At 44.9% G+C, this 25,121-nt stretch carries 27 protein-coding genes; 20 read left to right on the forward strand and 7 right to left on the reverse strand.

The annotated features are described in order from the left end of the window. Window positions 1-330: 330 nt before the first annotated feature. The 5 genes from JI665_RS14010 (at window position 331) to JI665_RS14030 (ending at window position 3,572) form a co-directional block, all read left to right on the forward strand. Entirely contained in the window at window positions 331-675 is a 345-nt protein-coding gene (locus JI665_RS14010; protein ID WP_035329260.1) for a hypothetical protein, read from the forward strand. 355 nt (window positions 676-1,030) lie between these two features. After that, window positions 1,031-1,345 carry a DUF4870 domain-containing protein gene (locus JI665_RS14015; protein ID WP_206840153.1) on the forward strand — a complete coding sequence of 105 codons (315 nt, stop codon included), beginning with the start codon at window positions 1,031-1,033 and terminating at the stop codon, window positions 1,343-1,345. Window positions 1,346-1,369: 24 nt separating this feature from the next. Then, entirely contained in the window at window positions 1,370-2,479 is a 1,110-nt protein-coding gene (locus JI665_RS14020) for a DUF4097 family beta strand repeat-containing protein (RefSeq protein ID WP_206840155.1), read from the forward strand. Between the two features lie 535 nt (window positions 2,480-3,014). Then, window positions 3,015-3,209 (forward strand): PspC domain-containing protein, encoded by a 195-nt coding sequence (locus JI665_RS14025; protein WP_206840156.1) that lies wholly within the window; start codon window positions 3,015-3,017, stop codon window positions 3,207-3,209. Window positions 3,210-3,212: 3 nt separating this feature from the next. Next, on the forward strand, window positions 3,213-3,572 hold the full coding sequence (locus JI665_RS14030) for a phage holin family protein (RefSeq protein ID WP_159344461.1): 360 nt from the start codon (window positions 3,213-3,215) through the stop codon (window positions 3,570-3,572). Between the two features lie 42 nt (window positions 3,573-3,614). On the opposite strand, the gene JI665_RS14035 is transcribed toward JI665_RS14030, so the two are convergent. The 7 genes from JI665_RS14035 to JI665_RS14065 form a co-directional block, all read right to left on the reverse strand. Then, window positions 3,615-4,280, reverse strand: a complete 666-nt coding sequence (locus JI665_RS14035) for an N-acetylmuramoyl-L-alanine amidase (RefSeq protein ID WP_206840157.1) — start codon at window positions 4,278-4,280, stop codon at window positions 3,615-3,617. A 109-nt stretch (window positions 4,281-4,389) separates the two neighbouring features. Beyond that, the gene (locus JI665_RS14040) at window positions 4,390-5,121 is read right to left on the reverse strand and encodes a GntR family transcriptional regulator (protein WP_206840158.1); all 732 of its coding nucleotides are present in this window, start codon (window positions 5,119-5,121) and stop codon (window positions 4,390-4,392) included. 29 nt (window positions 5,122-5,150) lie between these two features. Then, a complete protein-coding gene (gene nagB, locus JI665_RS14045; RefSeq protein WP_206840159.1) occupies window positions 5,151-5,888 on the reverse strand; it encodes a glucosamine-6-phosphate deaminase in 738 nt (245 codons plus the stop codon). Beyond that, window positions 5,885-7,075 (reverse strand): N-acetylglucosamine-6-phosphate deacetylase, encoded by a 1,191-nt coding sequence (gene nagA, locus JI665_RS14050; protein ID WP_206840160.1) that lies wholly within the window; start codon window positions 7,073-7,075, stop codon window positions 5,885-5,887. The genes nagB and nagA overlap by 4 nt, the downstream gene beginning before the upstream one ends. Before the next feature lie 190 nt (window positions 7,076-7,265). Then, window positions 7,266-8,171: an N-acetylmuramic acid 6-phosphate etherase gene (gene murQ / locus JI665_RS14055; protein WP_206840161.1), complete on the reverse strand. Its 906-nt coding sequence runs from the start codon at window positions 8,169-8,171 to the stop codon at window positions 7,266-7,268. A gap of 2 nt (window positions 8,172-8,173) precedes the next feature. Beyond that, a complete protein-coding gene (locus JI665_RS14060) occupies window positions 8,174-9,241 on the reverse strand; it encodes a DUF871 domain-containing protein (protein ID WP_206840443.1) in 1,068 nt (355 codons plus the stop codon). 87 nt (window positions 9,242-9,328) lie between these two features. Beyond that, window positions 9,329-10,708, reverse strand: coding sequence for a PTS transporter subunit EIIC (locus tag JI665_RS14065; protein ID WP_206840162.1), 1,380 nt, complete (start codon window positions 10,706-10,708; stop codon window positions 9,329-9,331). 360 nt (window positions 10,709-11,068) lie between these two features. Here JI665_RS14065 and hprK point away from each other — a divergent pair, with 360 nt between their 5' ends. From hprK to JI665_RS14140, 15 genes are all read left to right on the forward strand, one after another. Beyond that, window positions 11,069-12,004 carry an HPr(Ser) kinase/phosphatase gene (gene hprK, locus JI665_RS14070; RefSeq protein WP_009331851.1) on the forward strand — a complete coding sequence of 312 codons (936 nt, stop codon included), beginning with the start codon at window positions 11,069-11,071 and terminating at the stop codon, window positions 12,002-12,004. A gap of 221 nt (window positions 12,005-12,225) precedes the next feature. Further along, window positions 12,226-13,050: a prolipoprotein diacylglyceryl transferase gene (lgt, locus tag JI665_RS14075; RefSeq protein WP_211202567.1), complete on the forward strand. Its 825-nt coding sequence runs from the start codon at window positions 12,226-12,228 to the stop codon at window positions 13,048-13,050. 19 nt (window positions 13,051-13,069) lie between these two features. Further along, window positions 13,070-14,017 (forward strand): nucleoside recognition domain-containing protein, encoded by a 948-nt coding sequence (locus tag JI665_RS14080; RefSeq protein ID WP_206840163.1) that lies wholly within the window; start codon window positions 13,070-13,072, stop codon window positions 14,015-14,017. Further along, window positions 14,007-14,654, forward strand: a complete 648-nt coding sequence (gene ppaX / locus JI665_RS14085; RefSeq protein ID WP_206840165.1) for a pyrophosphatase PpaX — start codon at window positions 14,007-14,009, stop codon at window positions 14,652-14,654. The genes JI665_RS14080 and ppaX overlap by 11 nt, the downstream gene beginning before the upstream one ends. Beyond that, complete coding sequence (locus JI665_RS14090) at window positions 14,651-15,202, forward strand: acyltransferase (RefSeq protein ID WP_206840167.1); 552 nt, start codon at window positions 14,651-14,653, stop codon at window positions 15,200-15,202. The genes ppaX and JI665_RS14090 overlap by 4 nt, the downstream gene beginning before the upstream one ends. A gap of 271 nt (window positions 15,203-15,473) precedes the next feature. Continuing rightward, entirely contained in the window at window positions 15,474-16,658 is a 1,185-nt protein-coding gene (locus JI665_RS14095) for an ATP phosphoribosyltransferase regulatory subunit (protein ID WP_206840169.1), read from the forward strand. Beyond that, window positions 16,655-17,299: an ATP phosphoribosyltransferase gene (hisG, locus tag JI665_RS14100; protein ID WP_206840170.1), complete on the forward strand. Its 645-nt coding sequence runs from the start codon at window positions 16,655-16,657 to the stop codon at window positions 17,297-17,299. The genes JI665_RS14095 and hisG overlap by 4 nt, the downstream gene beginning before the upstream one ends. A gap of 160 nt (window positions 17,300-17,459) precedes the next feature. After that, window positions 17,460-18,731: a histidinol dehydrogenase gene (gene hisD / locus JI665_RS14105; protein ID WP_206840171.1), complete on the forward strand. Its 1,272-nt coding sequence runs from the start codon at window positions 17,460-17,462 to the stop codon at window positions 18,729-18,731. 15 nt (window positions 18,732-18,746) lie between these two features. Next, window positions 18,747-19,334 (forward strand): imidazoleglycerol-phosphate dehydratase HisB, encoded by a 588-nt coding sequence (gene hisB, locus JI665_RS14110; protein ID WP_206840172.1) that lies wholly within the window; start codon window positions 18,747-18,749, stop codon window positions 19,332-19,334. After that, window positions 19,335-19,973: an imidazole glycerol phosphate synthase subunit HisH gene (hisH, locus tag JI665_RS14115; protein ID WP_206840173.1), complete on the forward strand. Its 639-nt coding sequence runs from the start codon at window positions 19,335-19,337 to the stop codon at window positions 19,971-19,973. After that, window positions 19,970-20,707: a 1-(5-phosphoribosyl)-5-[(5-phosphoribosylamino)methylideneamino]imidazole-4-carboxamide isomerase gene (gene hisA / locus JI665_RS14120; protein WP_206840174.1), complete on the forward strand. Its 738-nt coding sequence runs from the start codon at window positions 19,970-19,972 to the stop codon at window positions 20,705-20,707. The genes hisH and hisA overlap by 4 nt, the downstream gene beginning before the upstream one ends. Then, complete coding sequence (gene hisF, locus JI665_RS14125) at window positions 20,701-21,459, forward strand: imidazole glycerol phosphate synthase subunit HisF (protein WP_206840175.1); 759 nt, start codon at window positions 20,701-20,703, stop codon at window positions 21,457-21,459. The genes hisA and hisF overlap by 7 nt, the downstream gene beginning before the upstream one ends. After that, window positions 21,456-22,100 carry a bifunctional phosphoribosyl-AMP cyclohydrolase/phosphoribosyl-ATP diphosphatase HisIE gene (gene hisIE, locus JI665_RS14130; protein WP_206840177.1) on the forward strand — a complete coding sequence of 215 codons (645 nt, stop codon included), beginning with the start codon at window positions 21,456-21,458 and terminating at the stop codon, window positions 22,098-22,100. The genes hisF and hisIE overlap by 4 nt, the downstream gene beginning before the upstream one ends. A gap of 243 nt (window positions 22,101-22,343) precedes the next feature. Beyond that, window positions 22,344-23,345 carry a nuclease-related domain-containing protein gene (locus tag JI665_RS14135; RefSeq protein ID WP_206840179.1) on the forward strand — a complete coding sequence of 334 codons (1,002 nt, stop codon included), beginning with the start codon at window positions 22,344-22,346 and terminating at the stop codon, window positions 23,343-23,345. Between the two features lie 147 nt (window positions 23,346-23,492). Further along, complete coding sequence (locus tag JI665_RS14140; protein ID WP_206840181.1) at window positions 23,493-24,992, forward strand: tetratricopeptide repeat protein; 1,500 nt, start codon at window positions 23,493-23,495, stop codon at window positions 24,990-24,992. Window positions 24,993-25,121 lie beyond the last annotated feature (129 nt).

Here is a 25,121-nt window from a genome sequence, read left to right on the forward strand (position 1 = left end):
GTGTGTTGATTGGAGCGGAAGGTGCGAGATCCTCGAAAATGCTGCCGCATTTCCTTCGTGCGGTGATTATTCGTGGATGCTTATTCAAAGTCCTGCGGGAGTAGCGGGACAGGTGAGACCCCGCAGACGCGGAGCGTCGAGGAGGCTCACCGCCTGCCCCGCGGAAAGCGAGTGCCTGCAGCGGAAATCAACACCCCCACTTCAACAGACAATATTTCCTTCATTTAATTGATAACACAATGTAATCTTCCAGCAAAATCGGTGTAACCAAGCAGCGTTATACTCCTATATAAGGGAAGCTATTGCCTGGAAACAGAAGGGGAGGTCATTATGGAGGATTATTTAGCCAAGTCTCTGGAAGAATGGAAAGAAGATATTTCTGAGGTTTTGGATCAGATTAATAATGAATATGAGGATGTAAAAAAAGAGCTTAAAGTTTATTCCTACAAATATGGAATTACTAAGCAGGTTATCCAGTCTACTGTGAACGAAGAGATTATTGATAATATCCGTGAAATGTATCATAAGCCTTTTGAAGAAAAGTATAATGAATTGAAAGAATACATACGTGATTTGGATGAAAAACGAAAAGTATTCCAAATGTTTGTCAATAAAATCGACGAAGTGAAAAAGAAGGAAGCGCCTCGCACTGACCTGGCAGCAGCCTATAAATAGGACACAACCATAAAACCGTCTTTCAAGAAAGGCGGTTTTTATTATAGAAGAAGCTATGCGACTCGAGGCTATGGAACCCCTCAGCCTGCAGATGTATTTTTAGAAATATGGAGGAAAATACTCCTTTGATTTTCTATAATGAAGAAGAGGCTGAAACTTTTAGCGCTTCATTTCCGTATGACAGTTAAAGTGAAACTTCAATCAGTGGGGTTTTATTATCCCCCGCTGATTGTTAGTTGAACCAATCGGGCCTTTACGGGCAGTTTGACCCCCCCGCTTATCCTCCATTGGTTTCTCTTAGTCTTGAAGTGGGGGTCTTACTGCCCGTTAGACTGCGATAAAGGAGCTGAAAACAATGGAAACAAGAAAAGTTCTGTCTGCTTTAAGCTATTTTAGCATTATGTTCGCAGGATTTATTTTTCCGCTCATTGTATTTTTTGCATCAGAGGACACGGAAGTGAAGCGGCATGCCAAGAGTGCATTCTTATCACATTTGATTCCGCTGGTTCCTGTTCCGTTTATTGTTTTTGCTGCTGTGACCCAATTCACAGTAAATGATCAGGAAATCCCGGTATTTTTTCTTGCAGCTGTCGGCATCACAATTATTCTGCTATTAATTGTACTAATCTGGAATATCATTAAAGGGGTAAAAGTCCTGATACAAGAATAGAAAATAATAGAGGAGGGCCAAAGAATGAAAGAGGAACGCAAACGTATTTTGAAAATGGTCGAGGATGGAAAGCTTACTGTTGACGAAGCATTAACTCTATTGGAGCAGCTTGAAAAAACAAATCAGACGATGGAACAAAAGCAGGAGGATTTAATTAAGGAGCTATCTGCTGAAGTTAAGTTTGAAGAAGCTAAAAAGGGTGAGCCATACAGCTCAAAGCATCAAAGTGCCAAGGAAAAAATCATTGATTTTGTAGATTCAGCATTTAAGAAAGTGAAGGATTTGGATCTTGATTTTAATTTTGGGAAAAGTGTTGAGATCTCTCATATATTTCAGCATGCAGACGCATACTTAAAAGATCTGGACATTGATGTTGCCAATGGGACAGTTAAGGTGATTCCATGGGAGCAAAGTGATGTCCGCGTTGAATGCAGAGCAAAGGTCTATCGTGTGGATAATCAGGATGAAGCACGCAGAAATTTCCTGAAGGATGTTATTTTTGCCATTGAAGGGCAAAGGCTGAGGTTTTCCACTCAGCAAAAGTGGATGAAGCTTGAAGCGGTTATCTATATTCCAAAATCTGAATATGAAAATGTGAAAATCCGCATGTTTAATGGCCCGGTTGAAAGTCAAAACTTAACAGTGGAAAACTTTAAAGCGAAAACAGCCAATGGAAAGATTACGGTTAGTGATTTAAACAGTAAAAATGTTGAGGCTGAAACAGCCAACGGGCAGATTACCATTCAAAAAAGCCGCATCGATCATGTAGAAGCCGAAACGTTAAATGGTGCAATTCTAGCTGAAGGAGACTTCAAAAAAGCCGAACTCCAATCTTTTAATGGCAATGTAACATGCAGGGCAGAAAATGAACGCTGTGAATGGATCGAAGCGAAGGCAGCGACAGGCAGCATCGACCTGTTTGTTCCGGATTTCGCAGCTGTAAGCGGAGAGCTTCGTACCAATCTGGGCAGTTTCCATCCTGATATTGAGGGTATTGAAGTAATAGAAGAAAAGAGCGAAGTGATTCAGAAAATGCTGCGCTTCAAGTCTGTAAAAGAAAGCGGCAGCGGACTTAAGCTGAGGGCTGACTCAAAAACAGGTGCGATCACGATCAAACGGTCAACTGCCTGGTAAAGTCTAAGTAAATTGGCTGTTGATAGATAGCATGAAATTAAAGCGCCAGCTTTTAGGAGGAGCGCCTACCCCCTCGAGGTCACAAGCTTGTCTAGTTGCGGCTCCTAGGGACTCGGGATCATAAGCCGTTTCCTTTCAGAAGGAAAAACGCCTTCTTACAGGAACCGTCTTATGCCTGTCGTCCCTGGGCAGTCGCCTCCACATTTCTGGCAATCCTCCCAAAAAGGCAAAGAACGCCTTTCCGTGAGGCTCGTCTTGTGCTTGTCGGGGGTGGGCAAGGCGCTTCCGCTTTTCCTGATAGATAAGAATGTATAAATTTTGAAGTTAGATAACTGTCTAGCTCCAGGCGCCATCGGCTCTCGGGTCTAAGCCAATCCGGCCAAAAGGTTAAAGAACAACCTTTCAGCCGGCTCGTCTTATGCTTGAGGCCCACAGGATGTGGGCCATGAGACGTTGCCACAGGACGTGGCGTTTTTAGTCTGCGTGCCTTCATTAAGCGGGCGCCTTCCGCTTTTCTTGATAGGAGGGTTTCTTTATGAATAAATTGGTTCGTTCCCGTGGCAACCGGAAATTAGCGGGTGTATTAGGCGGCTTATCAAAATCGATCGGTATAGATCCTACTATACTCAGGGTGATTTTCATTGTTTTATTATTTACAACAGGTGTTTTCCCAATGACACTCATTTATGCTCTGCTTGTGTTCGTGCTTCCGAATGAAGAGGTGCTGTAGGAAATGAGATGGATTCTGGGAATTTTGATTAATGCGGTCTTATTTGTAGCGATCGCCGGATTTTTTAAGGATTCGTTTTACTTGTCCGGATTCGGGGCTGCAATTGGTGCCAGCTTCATGCTTTCCATCCTGAACATTCTCGTGAAACCAATCCTGATTATATTAACTCTGCCAGTCACTGTTTTAACGCTTGGTCTGTTTTTGTTCGTCATCAATGCTGTTACGTTAATGATTACAGATGGCTTTATGGGGGATTCATTTGAAATTGCCGGGTTTGGCACAGCGATTCTTGTATCTGTGATCATGTCAATTGTTAATCTGATCATTCAAAAAGCGATCCTTGAACCGGCGAGGGAAAAGTAAATGCGTTAAAAAGCCAGCATCCGTGATGATGCTGGCTTTTGGCTATTCAATGATGGTGGCATTAAAACCGTCCTTCTGCAGATTCCCGGCAAGTTTCTCGGCAAGCTGCTTTTCTGAAAATGCCACTTGAACTTTATATTGTTTGAGTTTATCATTCTTTCTTAAGTCATATTGTTCGGCGATGGCTTTTACAATAGCTTGTGCACAGCGTTTCCGATAGAGAGGGGTGCGGAGAAGGGAAGCTTCTTCTTTATTGGTCATAAACCCGCATTCCACAAGTACAGCAGTCATTTTTGTCTCGCGAAGAACCTGGAAATCAGCTGTTTTGACTCCCCGGTCCCGCAAGCCTGTAGAACTGATTAAGTTTCGCTGTATCTTTTGGGCTAATGCGAGTGCTTCCCGAGGCTTAGAAGGGTAGACATATGTTTCGATTCCGCCTGCACTGTTCCATCCGCCTGTTCCGTAAGCATTAGCATGGATGGACACATAGCAGTCCGCGTTTTGTTTATTTGCCAGCGCGGTCCTTTCGGCAAGCGGCACGTCCCGTTCATCGGAATGGGCAAAGATAACTTCTGTGTTTTGATACTTCCCCAGCATCTCCTTTGTCAGGTCCGCAACAGCACGGTTAAATTCATATTCTTTCATTCCGTCAGGGCTTTGCTTGCCGGAGGTGCTGTATCCATGGCCGGCATCCAGTATGATTTTCATCTGATCGCTCCTTTCATATAATAAAATATTCTCATGTATATAATATGGACAAACCTTCCAAAAGGACATGATAAAATGAAAATAGGAGAAAACCCTGATGGGCTTTCTCCTATTTTGCAGCGCGCTGCATCGTATGAACGAATTTGTAGCGGTCTGCGCGGTATGCTGATTTGACAAGCTCAAAAGGCGTGCCGTCCTCTAAAAAGGAAGTTCGGACAATAAGCAATACAGGCGACCCAGGTTCGACCTGAAGGTGGTTTACTTCGGTTTCCTTAGCGATAGAGGCTTCAATTTGCTGGGTTGCTTCACTGATGGTCAGGGACAATTTTTCTTCAATATGCTGGTAAAGTGACTTGTTGATTATTTCTTCCGTAAGCCCTTTTACGAGATTTGCAGGCAGACAGGTGGTTTCCAGCGCCATTGGCAGATTATCTGCCATACGCACCCGTTTTATTTCATAAACAGGTGTGTTTTCTTTTATATCAAGCTTTCTCGCCAGCTGCGGCTCGGCCGGGATGATTTCAAATGAAATGAGACGGCTGCTCGGCACCATGCCGCGTTCTTTCATATCTTCCGTAAAGCTGGTCAATCCCTGAAGCTTTTGTTCGACCTTCTGCTTATTGACGAAAGTTCCGCGTCCTTTTTGCCTGTAAAGATAACCATCGTTGACGAGGTTGTTTAATGCCTGTCTGACTGTCATGCGGCTAATCTGGTATTGCTCAGAATACTCGCGCTCTGAAGGGATTGCTTCATCAGGCTTTAATATGCCGTTTTCTATTAATTGTTTAATATACTCTTCCAATTGGTGATATATCGGGATGGGTGATTGCTTATCGATCATGGGAATTCTCCTATCACTATTAGTAGTGCTTACCGATCCTTACTGACAAGACTGAGTGCCTCTTCATCGGCTATGATTGTCACATTCGCATGCAGCTTCAAAGCTGATGCAGGAAATTGTTCATCAGGTTCAGCATAAATCAGCTGCCTGATAGCTTCTGCCTTGGCTGAACCTGAAGCGAGCAGGAGGATTTCCCGGCTATCAAGAATCGAAGCGATTCCCATAGTTATCGCTTGAGCTGGAACATCTTCAATAGAATTGAAGAACCGTGCGTTAGCCTTTCGAGTGCTTTCCGCCAGGTCCACGACATGGGTACGGCTGTGAAAAGACGTTCCCGGTTCGTTGAAGCCGATATGTCCATTGCGTCCAATTCCCAGCAGCTGCAGGTCAATATCTACCAGTTCCTTAATCAGCTGCTCATACCGTTCGCATTCCTGTGACATATCTTCTGCTGCTCCATTGGGAAGGTGCGTGTTTTCCAGCCGGATGTCCAATTGATCAAATAGTTCACTATTCATGAAATGCCTGTAGCTGCTAGGGTCGGAAGGTGGCAGGCCGATATATTCATCCAAATTAATCGTCGTGATTTTTTCGTAAGAAGTGCCATTTTTTTGATGATCATTAATCAGTTCGGCATAAACTCCTTTTGGTGTACTGCCGGTTGCAAGCCCTAATGTCATATCTGGCTGCAGCCGAATTTTTTCAATCATCAGCTGGGCCGCTTTTTGGCTCATATCGTTATAATCGGCTGTTCGAATGATTTTCAAGGTCTTTTCACCTCGCGTTCAAAGGCTTTGACTCCTCTGCAGAAAGTCATGGCAACCTCAAGGTTCTCATCAAGTACAACCAGGTCGGCATCCTTGCCTTCCGAAATGCTGCCTTTCCGGTCAAACATATTGAGCTGTCTGGCAGGGTTGCTGCTCGCAAGCTGGACAGCTTCAGACAGCTGAATATCAGTAAAATCAATCATGTTTTTTATGGAATCTTTCATTTTTAAGATGCTTCCAGCCAGTGTGCCATCAGCAAGCAGTGCCTGGCCATTTTCAACCTTTACATCCTGTCCGCCAAGATCATAATGGCCATTTTTCAGGCACTTTGCTCTCATGGAATCCGTTATCAGGATCATACCATCCGGGCCCTTGGCGTTCAGTGCAAGCTTGATCATCTCAGGCCGGACATGGATTCCATCAGCAATCATTTCAACTATCAATTCTTTGAATAAAAGCGAAGCACCGGCTACTCCTGGTTCACGGTGATGCATGCCTCTCATTCCGTTAAAAAGGTGAGTCACCTGCTTAGCTCCCGCCTGTACAGCTTTCTCCATTTCTGTAAAAATGGCATCGCTATGGCCGATTGAAGGAACAACGCCGTTTTCACTTAAGTAGCGGATAAACTCATAGCCATTTGCTTTCTCAGGTGCAAGTGTAATCAGCTTGATGGTTCCATTTGCTGCTTCCTGCCATCGCTTAAAAAGTTCAATATCAGGCTCAAGTATATGATCCTTCGGCTGGGCTCCGCCTCTTGCTTCATTAATAAACGGGCCCTCCAGGTGAATTCCGATAACTTCTGCCTGGCCAGGAGTATTTTGTTCTTTTTGAAAGTGAGCTGCATTGACCAGCGCGGCTTCTATTTTTTCCTTTTCCTGTGTGATCGTCGTGGCCAGGAAGCTGGTAGTCCCTTCTTCAGGCAACACGCTGGCCATCGTGTTAAGTGCCTCAAATGTTGCATCCATTGTATCGGCACCGCCAGCACCGTGAATGTGAACATCAATAAACCCCGGACTGATTGTATGCTCAGGGGAAAGCTCTATGATTTCTGTATCCTGGCCGACGGCAGGAAGCTCCTCCAAAGTTCCAGTTTTTAAGATTCGCTCATTTTCTATTAAAATAAATCCTTGATCAATCATGCGGTTTTCCAGAATAATTCTAGCGTTTTTCAGTAATAGACGGCTCATTTTTTAATTCATCTCCGTTTGAATGATACTTTTATTATAAAAGGTTTGTGTTTAGATGTCTATACCAGTTGAGATAATTAGCTCAATATGGTGTTTTGGTCTATACAACTAAAAGAGGATAGAAAGCGGCTGGACGCTTTCTATCCTATTATTTTGAATTTGAAGGTAAATTCATACAATTTATATCTGTTTATTTAGTATGATATTCCGCAATGGCTTCGCGTAAGTAGCCATTATGCTTTTTCAGAAGCCTGGCAGCTGCTTCACCTTTTAATCCTGTTAAAATTTGAAGAATCGCTGCCTTTGTATTATGGTTTTGTTCTTTGAGAGCAGCATGGGCTTCTGCATCAGATGCACCTGTTGCCATTTTAACGATATTTTCAGCACGTTTAAACAGCTTCTCATTTGTCATTTGCACATCCACCATCAGATTGCCGTACACTTTTCCGAGTTTGATCATGGAAGCTGTTGTTAACATGTTCAGGACGAGCTTTTGTGCGGTGCCTGCTTTCATTCTTGTAGAGCCTGTAACCACTTCAGGACCTGTGATAGGTGCTATCGTATATTTAGAGATTCTTCCCATTTCGGAGTTTTTGGTGCAGGCAACAGCAACAGTAACAGCACCGACTTCATTTCCATATTGAAGAGCTCCGATCGTATAAGGCGTACGGCCGCTCGCTGCAATGCCGACAAGCACATCCTTGTCCGATAATTGAATATCTGCGACATCCTGACGTCCCTGTTCACTGTCATCCTCGGCGCCTTCAACTGCTTCCGTCATGGCTTCTTTGCCGCCGGCGATAATGCCGACAACCATTTCCGGGTCCGTTCCATACGTTGGCGGACATTCTGAAGCATCGATAATGCCAAGACGTCCTGAGGTGCCGGCTCCAACGTAAATCAAGCGGCCTCCTTTTTTAAAACTATCCGTAATTTCATCCACCACGTTTACAATGTGAGGGATTTCTCTTGCAATGGCATTAGGAACAATCGTATCTTCCTGGTTTATGATTGTAATAATTTCTTCCGTTGTCATTAAATCTATTTTCATTGTTTTTGGGTTTCGCTGTTCGGTATTTAGCTTTGTAATATTCATTGTTAATCCCTCACTATTAATTGGAATTTAGTTCCTGCCTTGATCTGATCAAGAAGCGGCAGATCCTCATCAATAACTCTTGCGATCACATTCACGCGTTCATCCCGGGGCAGATCTGCTAAGGTAATTTGCATCTCGCCTGCGTAGCGGCCATATAGGCTATTATCAATTATGACACTGCCTTTTTTACGTTCCAGCTGGTTCATAGGTTCCCATGTCTTTGATCCCTGCCCAGCATATGACCTTGATTCAACTGACCTTACAGCATCCCGGGCAGGATCCATCCGATTTGTATGGGGTTTGTTAAAAAGCTCCTCATAGATTTGTCCGCCAATCAGCTCGATTCGGAGAGGCAAAACACCTTCAGCAATTTTTTTCAGTTGTGCAAGAGTCCCGTCTTTTACTGAATGGTCACCGATCAGCACCTTGTCTGTATAGCAGCTGTTCATCAATTCAGCCGCCGCCGCAGCGGGTGAACAGACACGGTGTTTTTCAAGAGTGGGAAGCCCGGCAAAAATAGGCCCGCGAAGTTCAGCGTCACCAGGCACAAACGCCATGGTGGTTATCCCCATACTTTTTAGGAACCGATTTCTCTCTATAAAAAAGTCCTTATCCAAACCCGTTTCAGGCCGAGGATAAAAATTATGCCAGGCTTCAACATTATGGGCGTTTAAGCCCAGCTCCATCCACTCCCGCAGTTCCTCAGCAGAGATAGTACTCGCATTGATTCCAAGCTTCATTTTTTTGGAGAGTTCAACAATCTGCTCAGAAGTAAAGCCGTAGTCTGCCCGTATTCCGGAGAGACCCCATTCGAGAAGAGTATCGAGCGATTCCCAGTCCAACCCCAGATGGTCCAATGATTGAGGGGAAACGTCGGCGAGGAGTTCCATTTGATGGTGCTTTGCAAGAGCACCGAGGCTCTGAAGCAAATGTTTATAAGTGCTGTGGTCATCTTCGGGAATATGGAGGGAAGTGAAGATGGATGTGAGGCCGTGAGAAGCTGCACGTTCAATCCATTTTTCATTTTGAAGCTGGCGCTCTTCTGATAGATAAACTGATATTCCAAGCATCATGGTCACCTCTATAAGTCTGAATTTTTAAAAAATGTAATTTCATAAGTAAAGAAGGAGGAATGGCTCCTCCTTCTCCTTGTTTTATTATATATTCTTAGCCATTTCCTCTTTGAATCCGAAAAGCCATGTGAACAGGAATCCAAATGCATAGGCAATTAATAGGCCGATCAGATACAGTACGATTTGATTTGTGTGAACGAGGAATGCAAGCGGTATGCCTGAAACCCCGATGGCTACTGTAGCAATCTTGAAGAACGCCTGGAAAGCACCGCCTACAGCAGCTCCCAGACATGCTGTTAAGAAAGGACGTCCCAGCGGCAGGGTAACCCCAAAAATAAGCGGTTCGCCAATACCGAGCATTCCAACCGGAAGTCCGCCTTTGATCACTTTCTTCAGACGGGCATTTTTTGTTTTGAAGTAGATGGCGAATGCCGCACCTACCTGGCCGGCACCACCCATTGCCAGGATTGGCAGGAGCGGATCGTCGCCGATTGAGTTAATCAATTCCATATGAACTGGAGTTAACCCTTGATGCAGCCCAGTTACTACAAGCGGAAGGAAGGTTCCGGCAAGTACAAGGCCTGCCAGGATGCCGCCAACATCCAGAACGCCAAGGAGACCTTTTGTGATAATGTCAGAAAGGAATCCGCCAACAGGCTGCAGAACAAAGAATGTCGCAAAGCCTGTTATTAATAATGCCAATGTTGGTGTTACGATGATATCAATTGCTGATGGAACGACTTTGCGGATTCTTTTTTCCAAAAAGGCCACTAGCGCAGCAGCGAGCATGACTCCAATCAAGCCGCCACGGCCTGGCACCAGCGCTTCACCGAAGAGAGTTATATTGGCAAGGCCCGGGTTGATTAATAGAATACCAGCCGCACCGCCCAGAGCAGGAGACCCTCCAAACTCCTTCGCTGTGTTAATACCTACAAACACGCCCAGGTAACCGAATAAACCCCATCCAATCAGATCAAGCATTTGAACGAGCGTGGATTCCGGATCTCCGCCTGATTTGATGATTACATTATTGATACCTGCAATCAAACCTGAAGCAACGATAGCTGGAATCAGCGGGATAAAGATACTGGCAATCTTTCTTAAAAATAACTTGAAAGGAGTAGCGTTCTTCTCATTGAGTCCCGCTTTTGTCCGGGCTGCCAGTCCTTCCAATGATGTGTCAATCTCTTCGTCATCATCAACGGATGAAACATTTTTGCCTGTCATCCTGGAAACTTCGTCAGCTACTTTGGTGACAATCCCAGGTCCGAGGATGATCTGGAGTGTTTCTGCTTCCACCACACCCATAACGCCATCAATATCCTTGATGCCATTCAGGTTGACTTTACTCTCATCGACCGGCTTCACGCGAAGGCGGGTCATGCAGGAGGCCAGTTCCGCGATATTGCCGGTGCCGCCCAACTGCTCCGTAATCTCTTTCGCCAAGCGTTCTTCTTTACGCATGAGTTTTTCCCCCTCTTTTTTTAAAAATAAATGAACGTAATAAAGGCTAAAAAAATGTAAATGAATTCGCTTACATAATTATATTACCAAGGTTTAGTATAGTTGTCTATACCATCTGAATATTTTTACAAAAAGCATATCATCATATTTATACGCAGAATATCCCTGGAAATTGTCCCTATTGAGAAGGATTAAGCATATGGGCCTAGTGTTAATTTTGTAAAAATCGTTTTCAGAAATTTGGTTCTGCGCTAAAAAGTGCTAAAATAGAGTGAAACTTCAGAGTGAATTTTTTTTGAAATTATAAGTTACATATAAAGAGATCATCCAGAAGTGCCAGCATTAAAGGAGGAACCTATTTTGGTAAAAGTGCGCACAAAAGATATTATAGAAAAATTTGGGCTCGAATTGATTGCCGGAGAGGAAGGCATTAACCGGCCGATTACGACGAGTGATATTTCCCGTCCAGGCCTGGAGATGGCTGGTTATTTTGATTACTATCCGGCTGAACGTATTCAATTGGTCGGAAAAACCGAGCTGTCTTTCGTTGAAAAGTTAAATAACTCCGAGCGGGAGATCCGGCTTGAACGGCTCTGTACAGATATTACACCCGGCATAATCGTCACGAGAGGACTGGATATACCTGACGAACTGATTGAAGCGGCAGAGAGGGAATCGGTTCCGCTGCTCCGCTCCAAGCAGAAAACGACCCGTTTTTCCAGCTTGCTGACCAACTTTTTGGAAAGCAAGCTTGCTCCAACCACGGCAGTTCATGGCGTCCTTGTCGATATTTATGGGGTGGGGGTATTGATAACTGGAAAAAGCGGAGTTGGTAAGAGCGAGACGGCGCTTGAGCTTGTTAAGCGGGGTCACCGCCTTGTTGCAGATGACTGCGTGGAGATCAGACAGGAAGATGAAGATTATCTGGTCGGAAACTCACCGGAATTGATCGAACATCTGCTTGAAATCCGCGGCCTCGGCATTATCAATGTCATGACCCTTTTTGGTGCTGGAGCTGTCCGCAGCTATAAGAAAATCTCTGTGGTCATGAATTTGGAGCTTTGGGATCCGAAAAAGCAGTATGACCGTCTTGGGCTTGATGAAGAAAAGATGAAAATCATCGATACAGAAGTGACAAAGCTGACCATTCCGGTAAGACCCGGACGAAACCTGGCTGTCATCATTGAAGTGGCTGCCATGAACTTCCGTTTAAAGAGAATGGGCATGAATGCAGCGGAACAGTTCACGAACCGCCTGTCGGATGTGATTGAGGATGGAGACCATGATGATCGTTAAAGAGGGCAAAACACGTTCAATCAAACGTTTGATTGAAAGCTGATAAACCTCACGCATAGCTTAATTAGAAGAATATTAGGAAAATGTCTGGCATTAGCGCCTGTGGCAAAAGACCAGCCCAGAGGTGTGTGCGCTTTTCCTGCCATAATAGAATTTATACCATTGAACTTAGATAACTTAAGCGGGCGCCTTGCGCTTTTCGATGAGAAGGAGAAGTGATCATGGAAAACAATATTCAGCCGTTAGATCCAATTGCCATTTCCCTTGGGCCGATTCAGGTCCACTGGTATGGCCTGATTATCGGTGTTGGCATTGCACTGGCTCTCATAATCGCAATGAGAGAAGGGGAGAGAAGGGGACTCCCTAAAGATATCTTTGCCGACTTAATGCTGTGGGCTATTCCCATTGCGATAATTTCTGCAAGAATCTATTACGTTATTTTTCAATGGGATTTTTACTCACAGAATCCGGGTGAAATCATCAAAATATGGAATGGCGGAATTGCCATTCATGGAGCCTTGATTGGTTCTGTCATCACAGCTTATGTTTTTGCAAAGAAAAAGAAGATATCATTCTGGAAGCTGGCCGATATAGCTGCCCCAAGCATCATTTTAGGGCAGGCAATCGGGCGCTGGGGCAACTTCATGAACCAGGAGGCCCATGGCAGGGAAGTCAGCCGGGCATTCCTTGAAAATATGCATTTGCCTGAATTTATCATTGACCAGATGTATATTAATGGAGCCTATTATCATCCGACGTTTTTATATGAATCAATTTGGAATATCATTGGATTTATCATTCTTATCTTATTAAGAAGAGCAAACTTAAGGCGCGGGGAGCTATTCCTCTCGTATGTAATCTGGTATTCGATCGGCCGTTTCTTCGTAGAAGGCCTGCGGACCGACAGCCTCATGCTTACTGAGACTTTAAGGATTGCCCAGACGATATCTATCGTTCTTATTATTGGGGCGCTAGTCCTGATTTTTTATAGAAGAGCAGAGGGTCTTGCCAAATCTCGTTATTTGGATAAAGCCGAGGGGAAATAACGGACAGGGGAGAGTAGAGATGCTGGTTGAATCTTGCAAACGGGGGCTGATGGCCGGCTTGAAGACAACATGGACACTGGGGAAAGTCATATTTCCGGTCACGCTGATTGTGGCACTGCTGCAGCATACGCCAGTGCTTCCATGGGTCATCAGGCTGATCACGCCCCTTATGAATCTGATTGGGCTGTCAGGAGATGCAGCCATACCGCTTGTATTGGGGAACTTCTTGAATTTGTATGCGGGGATTGGAGCCATTTTAACACTCGATCTCTCGGTAAAAGAAGTATTTATTATTGCCGTCATGCTGTCTTTTTCACATAATATGCTGATTGAAACAGGAGTGGCATTGAAGGTCGGCGTTAAGCTTTGGGTCGTTCTGGCAGTTCGCATCGGACTGGCGCTTTTAAGCGCAATTGTCATAAACCTTGTTTGGCAGGGAGGATCCAAAACGGCTAAGTACGGATTTATTCCGGCAAAAGAAGAACAGGTATCCGGTGCAATGCCAATCCTGCTGGATGCACTGCAGACTGCATTGCTCGGTATTCTCCAGCTTGCCATCATCGTCATACCGCTGATGATTATTATTCAAATCTTAAAAGATAAGCAATGGCTTGCTGTTTTTTCAAAATGGATGGCGCCTGTGACCAGGGCACTTGGAATGAAAGAAAATACGTCTACCACTCTTGCAGCCGGTTTGCTGATTGGCCTTGCATATGGGGCGGGCGTCATGATTCAGGCAGTAGAGGAAGATGGCGTCAGCAAACGAGATGTAACGATCGCATTTATTTTCCTCGTTGCCTGCCATGCCGTCGTTGAAGATACTTTGATTTTTGTGCCGCTTGGCATTCCGGTATTACCGCTTCTGCTGATCCGCCTGGGAGTGGCAATTATTCTGACGTTAGCAGTGGCATCGATCTGGAAGCGTGCTGATCTGGCAAAAAGAAAGGAAGCAACATATGAGCATTAACACACTATTATTTGACTTAGATGGAACATTGATTGACACAAATGAATTGATTATTTCCTCGTTTTTGCATACGCTGGGAAAATATTATCCTGACCGCTATCAGCGGGAAGATGTTCTCCCGTTCATGGGGCCGACCCTGCATGAAACTTTCGAGTCCATCAACCCGGAAAAAGTGGAGGAGATGATCTCGGTTTACCGGGAGTACAATATTAAGAACCACGACGTGCTTGTAAAGGAATTTGCCGGTGTGTTTGAAACGATTCGGACATTAAAAGAGTCGGGATATAAACTGGGCATTGTTACGACGAAAGTTTCCAATGTAGTTGAAAAGGGCCTAAAGCTGACAAATCTTGACCAGTTTTTCGACGTGGTTGTTACGCTCGACCATGTGGATAAGCCAAAGCCCGATCCGGAGCCAATCCTGAAGGCATTGAGCCTGCTGGATGCGAAGCCTGAAGAAGCAATTATGGTCGGCGATAATTCGCACGATATCGATGGAGGAAAAAACGCCGGCACAAAAACGGCTGGTGTTGCCTGGACAGCGAAAGGCCGTGATTTCCTCGAGCGCTTTGAACCGGATTATATGCTGGACAATATGGCTGACCTGCTCGATATTCTTGAGGCAGAAAACCAATGAGAAAAACGGAGCGTTTTCCGGTAGAGGGAGGCAATTCTCTCTGGCATGTGTATAAAACGGTTCCGTTCTTAAAGGTGGTCAAAAACTTTATTGTGATCCAGCTTGCGCGCTATACGCCATTTCTGGGCATGAAAAATTGGCTCTATCGTAATTTCCTGAGAATGAAGGTAGGGGATCAGACATCATTCGCACTCATGGTTATGCTGGATGTCATGTTCCCGGAAAAAATCAGTGTCGGCCGCAACTCGGTCATCGGATATAACACGACGATTCTCGCCCATGAATATTTGATTAAGGAATATCGCCTCGGCAGGGTTGAAATTGGCAGCGAAGTCATGATTGGCGCCAATTCAACCATTCTTCCCGGCATCACGATCGGAGATGGTGCGATTGTTTCAGCTGGAACGCTTGTTCATAAAGATGTCCCATCTGGCGCTTTTGTTGGCGGAAACCCGATGCGTGTCATCTATACAAAGGAAGAACTTGCCGCACGCTGGGCGGATGATCCGATATATGGTGGTAATAAAGAGAAGACTCCGCTAGCTTAGGCTGGCGGGGTTTTTTATTATTGTGTGAGATGTTGGATAGATAACAAAAGATGCAGATATTTTTAGATGTAAGTCTTAACTTAAATAACCTTTCCAAAAAAGTACAAACTATAAGAAAGCTCCTTTTTTAAAAAAGGGAGTCTTTTTTATTTTTCTGCTCCTTTTGGTTGACGGCATGGAGTTTGCGCGTTAAACTACATATAACTTCAATTTGCTACCATATTAGCGAACTAAAGGATTCGGAATTTTTAAGTCATAGAGGTGAATACGCTTGAGCCGATTATTTATGTTTGAAAAGCCGTTAGGCATGAGAGATACATTACCGGATTTATATGAAAGAAAGGCAGCAGTCCGGTCATCCATCCAGGGGGAAATGAAACGCTGGGGCTATCAGTTTATCGAAACGCCTGCACTCGAATATTACGAAACAGTTGGAGCGGCATCAGCAATACTTGATCAGCAGCTGTTCAAGCTGCTTGATCAGCAGGGCCATACCCTTGTGCTGCGTCCGGATATGACTGCACCGATCGCAAGGGTGGCAGCATCCCGTCTATTAAAAGACGAGCTGCCGATCAGGCTTGCCTATTCTGCCAATGTATACCGCGCCCAGCAGCGGGAGGGTGGCAGGCCGGCTGAGTTTGAGCAGATCGGTGTTGAATGCATTGGCGACCATACGATCAGTGCGGATGGAGAAGGGATGGCGATGATGATCTCTGCTTTGAAAGAAGCTGGGCTTCAGAACTTCCAGCTTTCCGCCGGCCACATCGGTTTTGTCCGGGACTTCTTCCAGCAAATTTTAGGAACAGAAGAAAGAGTGGAAAACCTGACAAGATTTTTATATGAGAAGAATTATGTAGGATACAGGGAACATGTAAAGAGCCTGGCTCTTTCATCCATTGATAAACAAAGGCTTCTTGATTTTCTTAAATTAAGAGGCGGGGAAGAAGTCATTGAGATTGCTTATGGGCTTCTGGAAAACGGCACAGGAAAAAAAGCCTTATCCGAGCTCGAACAGCTTTGGGGCATTATGCAGGACTACGGCCAGGAAGGCACAGTTAAATTTGATTTAACACTCGTCAGCCATATGAGCTACTACACAGGAATTCTTTTTGAAGTATATGCAGGAAATGTTGGTTTCCCGATCGGAAATGGCGGCCGCTATGATCTGCTCCTCCAAAAGTTCGGAAAAGATACGGGAGCAACCGGCTTTGCCATCAGAATGGACCGCTTGCTCGAGGCGCTTGAAGGCAGCAATGCAGCAGAACCTGTGTACTGCATTTTATACAGTCCGGAACGCCGCAAAGAGGCATTCGATTTTGCGAAAGAAGAACGTTCTGCCGGAAAGAAAGTGGTCCTGCAGGATATTAGCGGTGTCAAGGATATCGATGCCTGCACCAGCCAATACGAGGATATTACCTTTTTAGTCGGAAAAGCTGGAAAGGAGAGCATAAAATGAGTGATGTTTTAACGATTGCGATGCCAAAGGGGCGCATTTTTGAAGAAGCGGCTGAATTGCTCCGCCAGGCAGGCTTTCAATTGCCGCCGGAATTTGATGATTCTCGAAAATTGATTATAGATGTGCCGGAAGAGAATTTCCGCTTTATCCTCGCCAAGCCGATGGATGTGCCAACCTATGTAGAGCATGGGGTAGCAGACCTTGGGATTGCCGGGAAAGACGTAATGCTTGAAGAAGAACGAGATGTTTACGAGCTTCTTGATTTGAAAATCAGTGCCTGCTATCTTGCGGTTGCAGGACTGCCAAATACAAGGCTGAATGATGTTGCTCCTAAAATTGCAACAAAGTATCCGCAGATTGCGGCAGCTTATTTCCGAGAGCAGGGGGAGCAGGTGGAGATCATTAAATTGAACGGCTCCATAGAGCTGGCGCCGATGATCGGGCTGGCCGACCGGATCGTCGATATCGTATCAACTGGCCGTACGCTAAAAGAGAATGGCCTCGTTGAATACGAAACCATTGTCGGCATCACTTCAAGATTGATAGTCAATCCTGTCAGCTACCGCATGAAGGATGAACGCATAAGTGATCTGGTTGGACGTCTTACGGAAGTAATAGCAGGAGAAGAAATTCGTACTTAAAGTGAAACTTCCATAAGTGGCGTTCTTCCACTGATGGTTAGTTGAACCAATCGGGCCTTTATGGGCAGTTTATCCCTGCCTGATTCTAATTAGGTCTTGATTGGAAATATGAGGTAGGGTATTACTGCCCGTTAATCTGCGATAAAGGATGTAGAGGTCTATGAAAATTTTAAAAGTTAATGACCAGATTTCAATTAAACGGTCTGTTGATAACGGAACAGAAGAACAGCGGGCGATTGTAAAAGATATTATTGAATCAGTCCGCCAAAACGGAGATCGGGCATTAAAAGATTACACAAAAAAATTTGATGGCATCTCCCTGGATGATTTCAAGGTATCGCAGGCTGAAGTAGAAGAAGCATTGAGTCAAGTGGATGGAAAAATCCTTGAAATCATTAAAAAAGCTGCTGAAAACATCCGGTCTTTTCATGAAAAGCAGCTGCGTCCTTCCTGGATGACAACGGAAGAAAACGGCACAGTGCTTGGCCAAAAGATCACACCGCTTGATTCAGTCGGCCTGTATGTCCCGGGCGGTACGGCTGCCTATCCATCATCAGTCCTTATGAATGTGATTCCGGCAAAAGTGGCGGGCGTCAAACGGATTGTCATCACCTCTCCTCCTGATAAAAAGACTGGAAAGCTGCCTCCTGCAGTCCTTGCTGCAGCCCAAATCGCAGGGGCAGAAGAAATCTATAAAGCTGGCGGTGCCCAGGCAATTGCCGCGCTGGCATATGGAACGGAAACGATTGCACCTGTTGATAAAATTACCGGTCCCGGAAATATCTATGTGGCTCTTGCGAAGCGTGAAGTTTTTGGGGATGTTGATATTGATATGATCGCAGGTCCCAGTGAGATTGCCATTTTAGCAGATGATACGGCACACGCGGATGAAGTGGCTTCAGATCTTTTATCACAGGCCGAACACGATCCAATGGCAAGTGCAGTCCTTGTCACACCATCACCTGCTCTGGCAAAACAGGTCTCAAGCGAAGTGGACCGCCAGCTGGCTGAGCTGCCGAGGCGGGAAATCGCTGCTCCGTCCATCGAAACTTATGGTGCTATCTATGTGGCCGAAAACATGGATGAGGCCATCGAAACGGTGAATAGCCTCGCTCCTGAGCATCTGGAGATTTTAACAGAAAATCCGATGGAGCTTCTCGGACGGATTCGTCACGCGGGTGCGATCTTCCTCGGACGATTTAGCCCTGAACCGGTCGGCGACTATTTTGCCGGTCCAAACCACGTTCTGCCGACAAACGGGACGGCCCGTTTTTCAAGCCCGCTTAATGTGGAGGATTTTCAAAAGAAATCAAGCATTCTTTTATACAGTGAAAAAGCATTAAAGGATAACGGCGAAAAAATTGCAGCCTTTGCGCGTCTGGAAGGACTTGAAGCCCATGCCAGATCCATTGAAACAAGACTAAGAAAATAAGCTGGAGGAATAATCATGGCCAGAACTGCAGAAATTTCACGTAAAACCAATGAAACGAATATCACTCTTTCTTTAAATATAGACGGCGAAGGCAAAAGCGATCTGGAAACAGGTGTGCCTTTTATGACCCATATGCTGGACCTGTTCGCCAAGCACGGTCAATTCGACTTGAACATCGTCGCAAATGGCGATACGGATGTAGATGACCACCACACAACAGAGGACATTGGCATCTGCCTTGGCCAAGTACTTAAAGATGCTTTAGGAGATAAAAAAGGCATCAAGCGCTATGGAAATGCTTTTGTTCCGATGGACGAAGCGCTGGCTCAAGTTGCAGTTGACCTCAGCAACCGCCCTCACTTGGAGATGCGTGCTGAGTTCCCATGCCAAAAGGTTGGTACATTTGATACCGAGCTTGTTCATGAGTTTCTTTGGAAACTTGCACTTGAAGCGAGAATGAACCTGCACGTCATCGTTCACTATGGACAGAATACACACCACATTATCGAAGCCATTTTCAAAGCACTCGCTCGTGCGCTTGATGAGGCAACAACGATTGACCCAAGGATTAAGGGAGTTCCATCAACGAAAGGGATGTTGTAAATGATCGGCATCATCGATTACGGAATGGGGAATTTGTTCAGTGTCAGTAAAGCGCTTGAACGGTTGGAGGTTCCTTATTTCCTTTCTGAAAATAAAGACGAGCTTCTGGGAGCAGACGCCTTGATTCTGCCGGGTGTCGGCTCTTTCAAAGATGCCATGGCCATCTTAAATTCTACAGGCCTGGCAGATCTGGTAAAGGAGTTTGCTGATACAGGCAAGCCGCTTCTTGGCATTTGCCTTGGCATGCAGCTTTTATTTAAAGATAGCGAAGAGAATGGCATGACGGAAGGCCTGCAGCTTCTCCCTGGCCATGTGAGGCGTTTTCCCGGTACGACAGCAGAAGGCGAAACGTATAAAGTTCCGCATATGGGCTGGAACCGTCTTGAATTCTTACAGGGTTCGCCGATTTTAAAAGGCCTTGATGAAGATTATGTCTATTTCGTCCACTCCTACTTTGCAGATACAGATGATAGAGAAGTTGTTATCAGCAGAAGTATGTATGATGTAGAAGTGCCGGCAGTTGTCGGAAGGGGCAATGTGTTCGGCATGCAGTTCCACCCTGAAAAAAGCAGTTCGCTCGGCATGGCGCTATTACGCAATTTTACCGAGCTGGTTGAAGAAAGGATGTCTGTGAAATGAGTTTTACGATCTATCCGGCGATCGATATGAGAGGCGGCAAGTGCGTCCGGCTGCTGCAGGGGGATTACGATAAGGAAACGGTGTATGGCGACTCTCCGTTTGATATGGCCAAAAAGTTTGCTGATGAAGGAGCAGACTGGATTCATATGGTAGACCTTGACGGGGCAAAGGATGGGAAGCGGGTTAATGATCAGTATGTCATTCAGGCTGCCCGCGAACTTGGCGCCTCCGTCCAGATCGGAGGGGGAATCCGTACGGAAGAAGACATCCTGCATTACCTGGATAATGGCGTAACACGCGTAATCATTGGAAGCATCGCCGTCTCCAATCCTGAGTTTGCTATTGAAATGATCCGCAAATACGGCAAAGCCATTGCAGTCGGCCTTGATGCGAAAAACGGCTTTGTGGCCACACATGGCTGGCTGGAAACGTCTGAAGTGAGGGCAGTTGACTTAGGAAAGCGATTTGCCGACGCAGGTGCGGAAACTTTTATTTTTACAGATATCGCAACAGACGGAATGCTATCGGGGCCAAATATTGAAGCGGTTCGTCTGCTTGCAGGGGAAACCGGGAAAAGTGTCATTGCATCTGGCGGTGTCAGCCAGCTGGCTGATTTGGCGAAGCTGAGGGAGTATGCTTCTGAAGGTGTAACTGGCGCCATTGTCGGAAAGGCCATTTATGAAGGCCGGTTTACCGTAGCGGAAGCTCTGAAAGAGGTGAAGGAATCATGCTGACGAAACGCATCGTTCCCTGTCTGGATGTAAAAGACGGCCGTGTGGTAAAAGGGGTGCAATTTGTGCAGCTGCGTGATGCTGGAGACCCGGTTGAGCTTGCCCGGTTTTATGATGGACAGGGAGCTGACGAGCTGGTCTTCCTCGATATCTCCGCCTCTCATGAAGGACGGAAAACAATGGTTGAGGTTGTGAAGGCAGTTGCGTCTGAGCTGGCCATTCCATTTACAGTCGGCGGCGGGATTAACGCCCTGGAAGATATGAAACGAATTTTGCGGGCAGGGGCTGATAAGGTTTCTCTCAATACAGCTGCCGTAAACAATCCAGATCTAATTACAGAAGGGGCAAATTTCTTCGGATCACAGTGCATTGTTGTTGCGATAGACGCTAAGTACGATGAAGAGCTCGGTTCCTGGCGCGTGTACACTCATGGCGGACGGACACCGACCGATCTTGAGGTTATCGCCTGGGCGCGTGAAGCTGCGGAGCGCGGAGCCGGAGAAATTTTACTGACAAGCATGGACTCTGACGGAGAGAAAAAGGGCTTCGATATCAAGCTGACAAAAGCAGTCAGTGAAGCGGTTTCGATTCCGGTAATCGCTTCTGGCGGGGCCGGAAATGCCGATCACTTTGCTGAGGCGTTTATCGACGGAAAAGCGGATGCTGCATTGGCTGCATCAATTTTTCACTATAAAGAAACATCTGTTGCAGAAGTGAAATCTTATATTAAGGAAAAAGGGGTGGTAGTCCGATGAATATTGAAAGTGTAAAGTTCGATGAAAAGGGACTGATCCCTGCAATTGTGCAAGATGCGAAAACAAAAGAGGTATTAACGTTAGCCTATATGAATCGCGAATCCCTTTTAAAATCGGCGGAAACAGGTGAATCCTGGTTTTTCAGCCGTTCCCGCAATGAACTGTGGCACAAAGGGGCAACAAGCGGAAACACACAGAAAATTGTTGAAATGAAGCTTGACTGTGACCAGGATGCCATTGTGGTTCTGGTTGAACCAGCAGGACCTGCCTGCCACAATGGAACAGTCAGCTGCTTTGAGGAAAGAGTATACGGGAAAGAGTCAGGCGGCTTATCTGACTATGAAATCCTTTATACTCTTGAAAAAGTTATTGAAGAACGCGAAAAGACACGCCCTGAAGGAGCATACACGACGTATCTTTTTGAAAAAGGCGTGGATAAAATCCTGAAGAAGATCGGCGAAGAATCCGCAGAAGTCATCATCGCGGCGAAAAACCGTGATAAGGATGAACTGAAATGGGAAGCGGCCGACCTGATTTATCATTTGATGGTGCTGCTGCGTGAGCAGGAGCTGCCTTTTAATGAAGTTTTGAAAGTACTCAATAAACGGCATGACTCGAAAAAAGAACCGGCCTCCGAATAGGGAGGACGGTTTTTGTTTTGCAGTGTCAGGAATCTAGTTGTATCAAGGAGTGACTCATATATTTTAAAAGTGACGCATATTTACCGCGAAGTGGAGCAAAAAAATAAAAAGTGATTCATAAATCCAATTAGTTAATACATAATTCATAAAAGTGACGCATATATTATTTTTTCTTTCAGAATAAAGGTTTTATAGCCTTAAGAACCGAAATTACATAGAGGATAATAACAAAGGAGTGATAAATTGATTGTAAAAAAACGGAACGTACCCATAAGAATCTTAAAAAATCATGCATTACTTCGGCGGCTGCCAAACAATAACAAAGCCTATGTTGAAATTACAAATGATCTCGCAAGACGAATAGCCGGTTACAGAGGTGAACAGGCTGTTGATTTCCACTTAAGTAAACTTTCAGAAAAGGACTTTTATATTTTTCATGGACTTCGGCTGACGAACGGTAAATACTTTTTTCAAATCGATACACTCATTCTGACTTCAAGATATGCACTTATTCTTGAAATAAAAAATTATGCAGGTACTCTGTTTTTTGATCCAGTTTGTAATCAGCTCATTCAAACAAATTCTTCCGGAGAGGAGAAAGGTTATGCAAATCCAGTTGAGCAGGCAAATCAGCAGCTGCGTGAGTTAAAAAAATGGTTAAATCATAAAGATAGTAAACTCCCTATTGAATTCCTCGTTGTGATAAGCAAGCCAACTACAATTATAAAAACAAACCCCAATTCTGTTCATCTCCTCCAAAAAGTTAAACACGTCCAATACCTGACCAGCGAAATAGAGAAGTTAAGCCAAACCTATAATGAGCATATTGACTTAAAAGAATTAAAAAGAATTTCCCGCCAGCTAATGAAAGAGAATCATCCTGAAACATTTGATGCCCTAAATTTTTATAAGATTCCCTTTTCAGATATAAAAGCTGGTGTTATTTGCCCTTCTTGCCACACAACGTTTATGAAACGGCTCTTCGCAGCGTGGCATTGCCAAAAATGCAATTCAATAAGTAGAGAAGCTCACAGCCATGCACTAGTTGATCTGTTTCTATTAAATAATAATCAGCCAGTTTCAAACCAAGAGATCCGGCATTTCCTTGGTATAACATCCCGCACTGTAACTTTAAAACTTATCCAGTCCCTCAATCTCCCTCACACAGGCACCAACAAAGGCCGCCGCTACCACCCGCCGTTAAACTGCCAGAATTTTACCGATCTTAAACACCAGCACCGCTAAACCACCGCAACAACCCTTTAAAACATAACCGCAATAAGATTTCCAATAAAAAATTAAGAATGGGAATAGTATTGTCATTTCTTCCCTTCTCCACAGGCTTGTTCGTGTGATATACTACTTTAGTTACTAACATTTATGGAGGATTTCATGAGTAAAGACTCTAAAGCTAGACACCAAAAGGGAAAGTTACTGTCATTTATCCCGAATGGTGAGTACTATTTTTCCAAAGGGATTAAGGCGTACCACCGCAGGGATTTTCATAAAGCAAAGAAATATTTAATGAGGGCAATGCAGCTTGAGCCGGGTGAACCGATGATTATCTGCCAGCTTGCGATTGTTCATTCAGAAATAGGTGAGTATCAGGAGTCGAATGAGCTGCTTCATATGATATTGGAGGAGCTTGATGAGGATATGGTGGAATGCCATTATTTCCTTGCCAACAACTATGCTCATATGGGCCTTTTCAAAGATGCTTACACACATGCAAATACGTATCTGGATTTGGATCGGGACGGAGAGTTTACGGAAGATACAGAGGATCTGCTGGAACTTCTGACGCTTGAAGGGGAAGATTTGGATGATGAGCTCTACGAGCAGGATGACCTGATTACGAAGCAGGAACACGCACGGGAATTGCTGGAGTCCGGCCATTTTCCAAAAGCGGTTGAGATCCTGAACTCTGTTATTGATGAGTATCCGGAATATTGGTCCGCATACAACAATTTGGCCCTGGCGTATTTTTATCTTGGAGAAGTGCAAAAGGCATCAGATATTTTAGAGAAGGTCCTTGAAGAAAATCCGGGAAATCTCCACGCTTTGTGCAACAAGCTTGTCTTTGCTTTTTACGAGCGGAATTTCAGGCAGGTGCGCTTGTTAAAAGAGGCGCTGAAAAAAATTAAGCCGCTTTCAATAGAACATCAGTTCAAGCTTGGTGCCACTTTTGCTCTGACCGGCGAGTATGAGGCTGCCTTTGCATGGCTTCGCAAGCTTCAAAAGAAAGGCTTTGAAGGGGACGGACCATTTTATTACTGGTTATCCTATTCCGCCTATTTTACAGGCCGGGAAGAGATGGCGAAATCGGCATGGAAGAAAGCCATCGAGATTAATCCGGAAAAAGAAGGCTTTGAGCCCTGGAACGATGAAAAAGTAACCAGCAGCGGCTTTGAAGACCATTATTCATCCATTTTAAAAAAGCTGGAAAGCGACTATATAGAAGAGCGGCTATTCGGCCTTTTCCTTACGTCCGTATCCAGCAGAAGAGATGAAATTTTGATCTCTGAAGCAATTGTACAGAACAATAAGTTTTCGGCTATAGAGAAGGAATATCTCTCTTTTGTGAAAACAGACCAGGAAGCGCCTGCCCAGGTTCAGGCCGCACATGAGACAGCAGAACTGTTCTATGAAAACTACCATCCGATTGGCACGGTGGAAGCCGGCCTATATTTAATGTGGTTTACCATTTTTGCTGAATTGACAAACAACAGCCAGAATATTAAAAACAAAAAGGCCTGGGCTGCAGCCATTGAGTATGTCTGGCATAAGCTTCGAAACGAAAAGGTTTCCCAATCAAAAATTGCAGGGAGATACGGGATTTCCGCTTCGACGATGGGCAAATATGTAAAATCGGTGAATGACCGCCTTCAGTGAGCAGATGTTTGGACGAAACACGCGCCAATTTTATAGGATAACAGTAAGAAGGTCATACTATAATATGCGTATTTATAGAGTGTTTTATTTAAAATACTGGATTTCTGATTACTGAAGGAGTGATTCGCT

Source organism: Bacillus sp. NTK034 (assembly GCF_017303275.1).
GTDB lineage: Bacteria > Bacillota > Bacilli > Bacillales > Cytobacillaceae > Cytobacillus.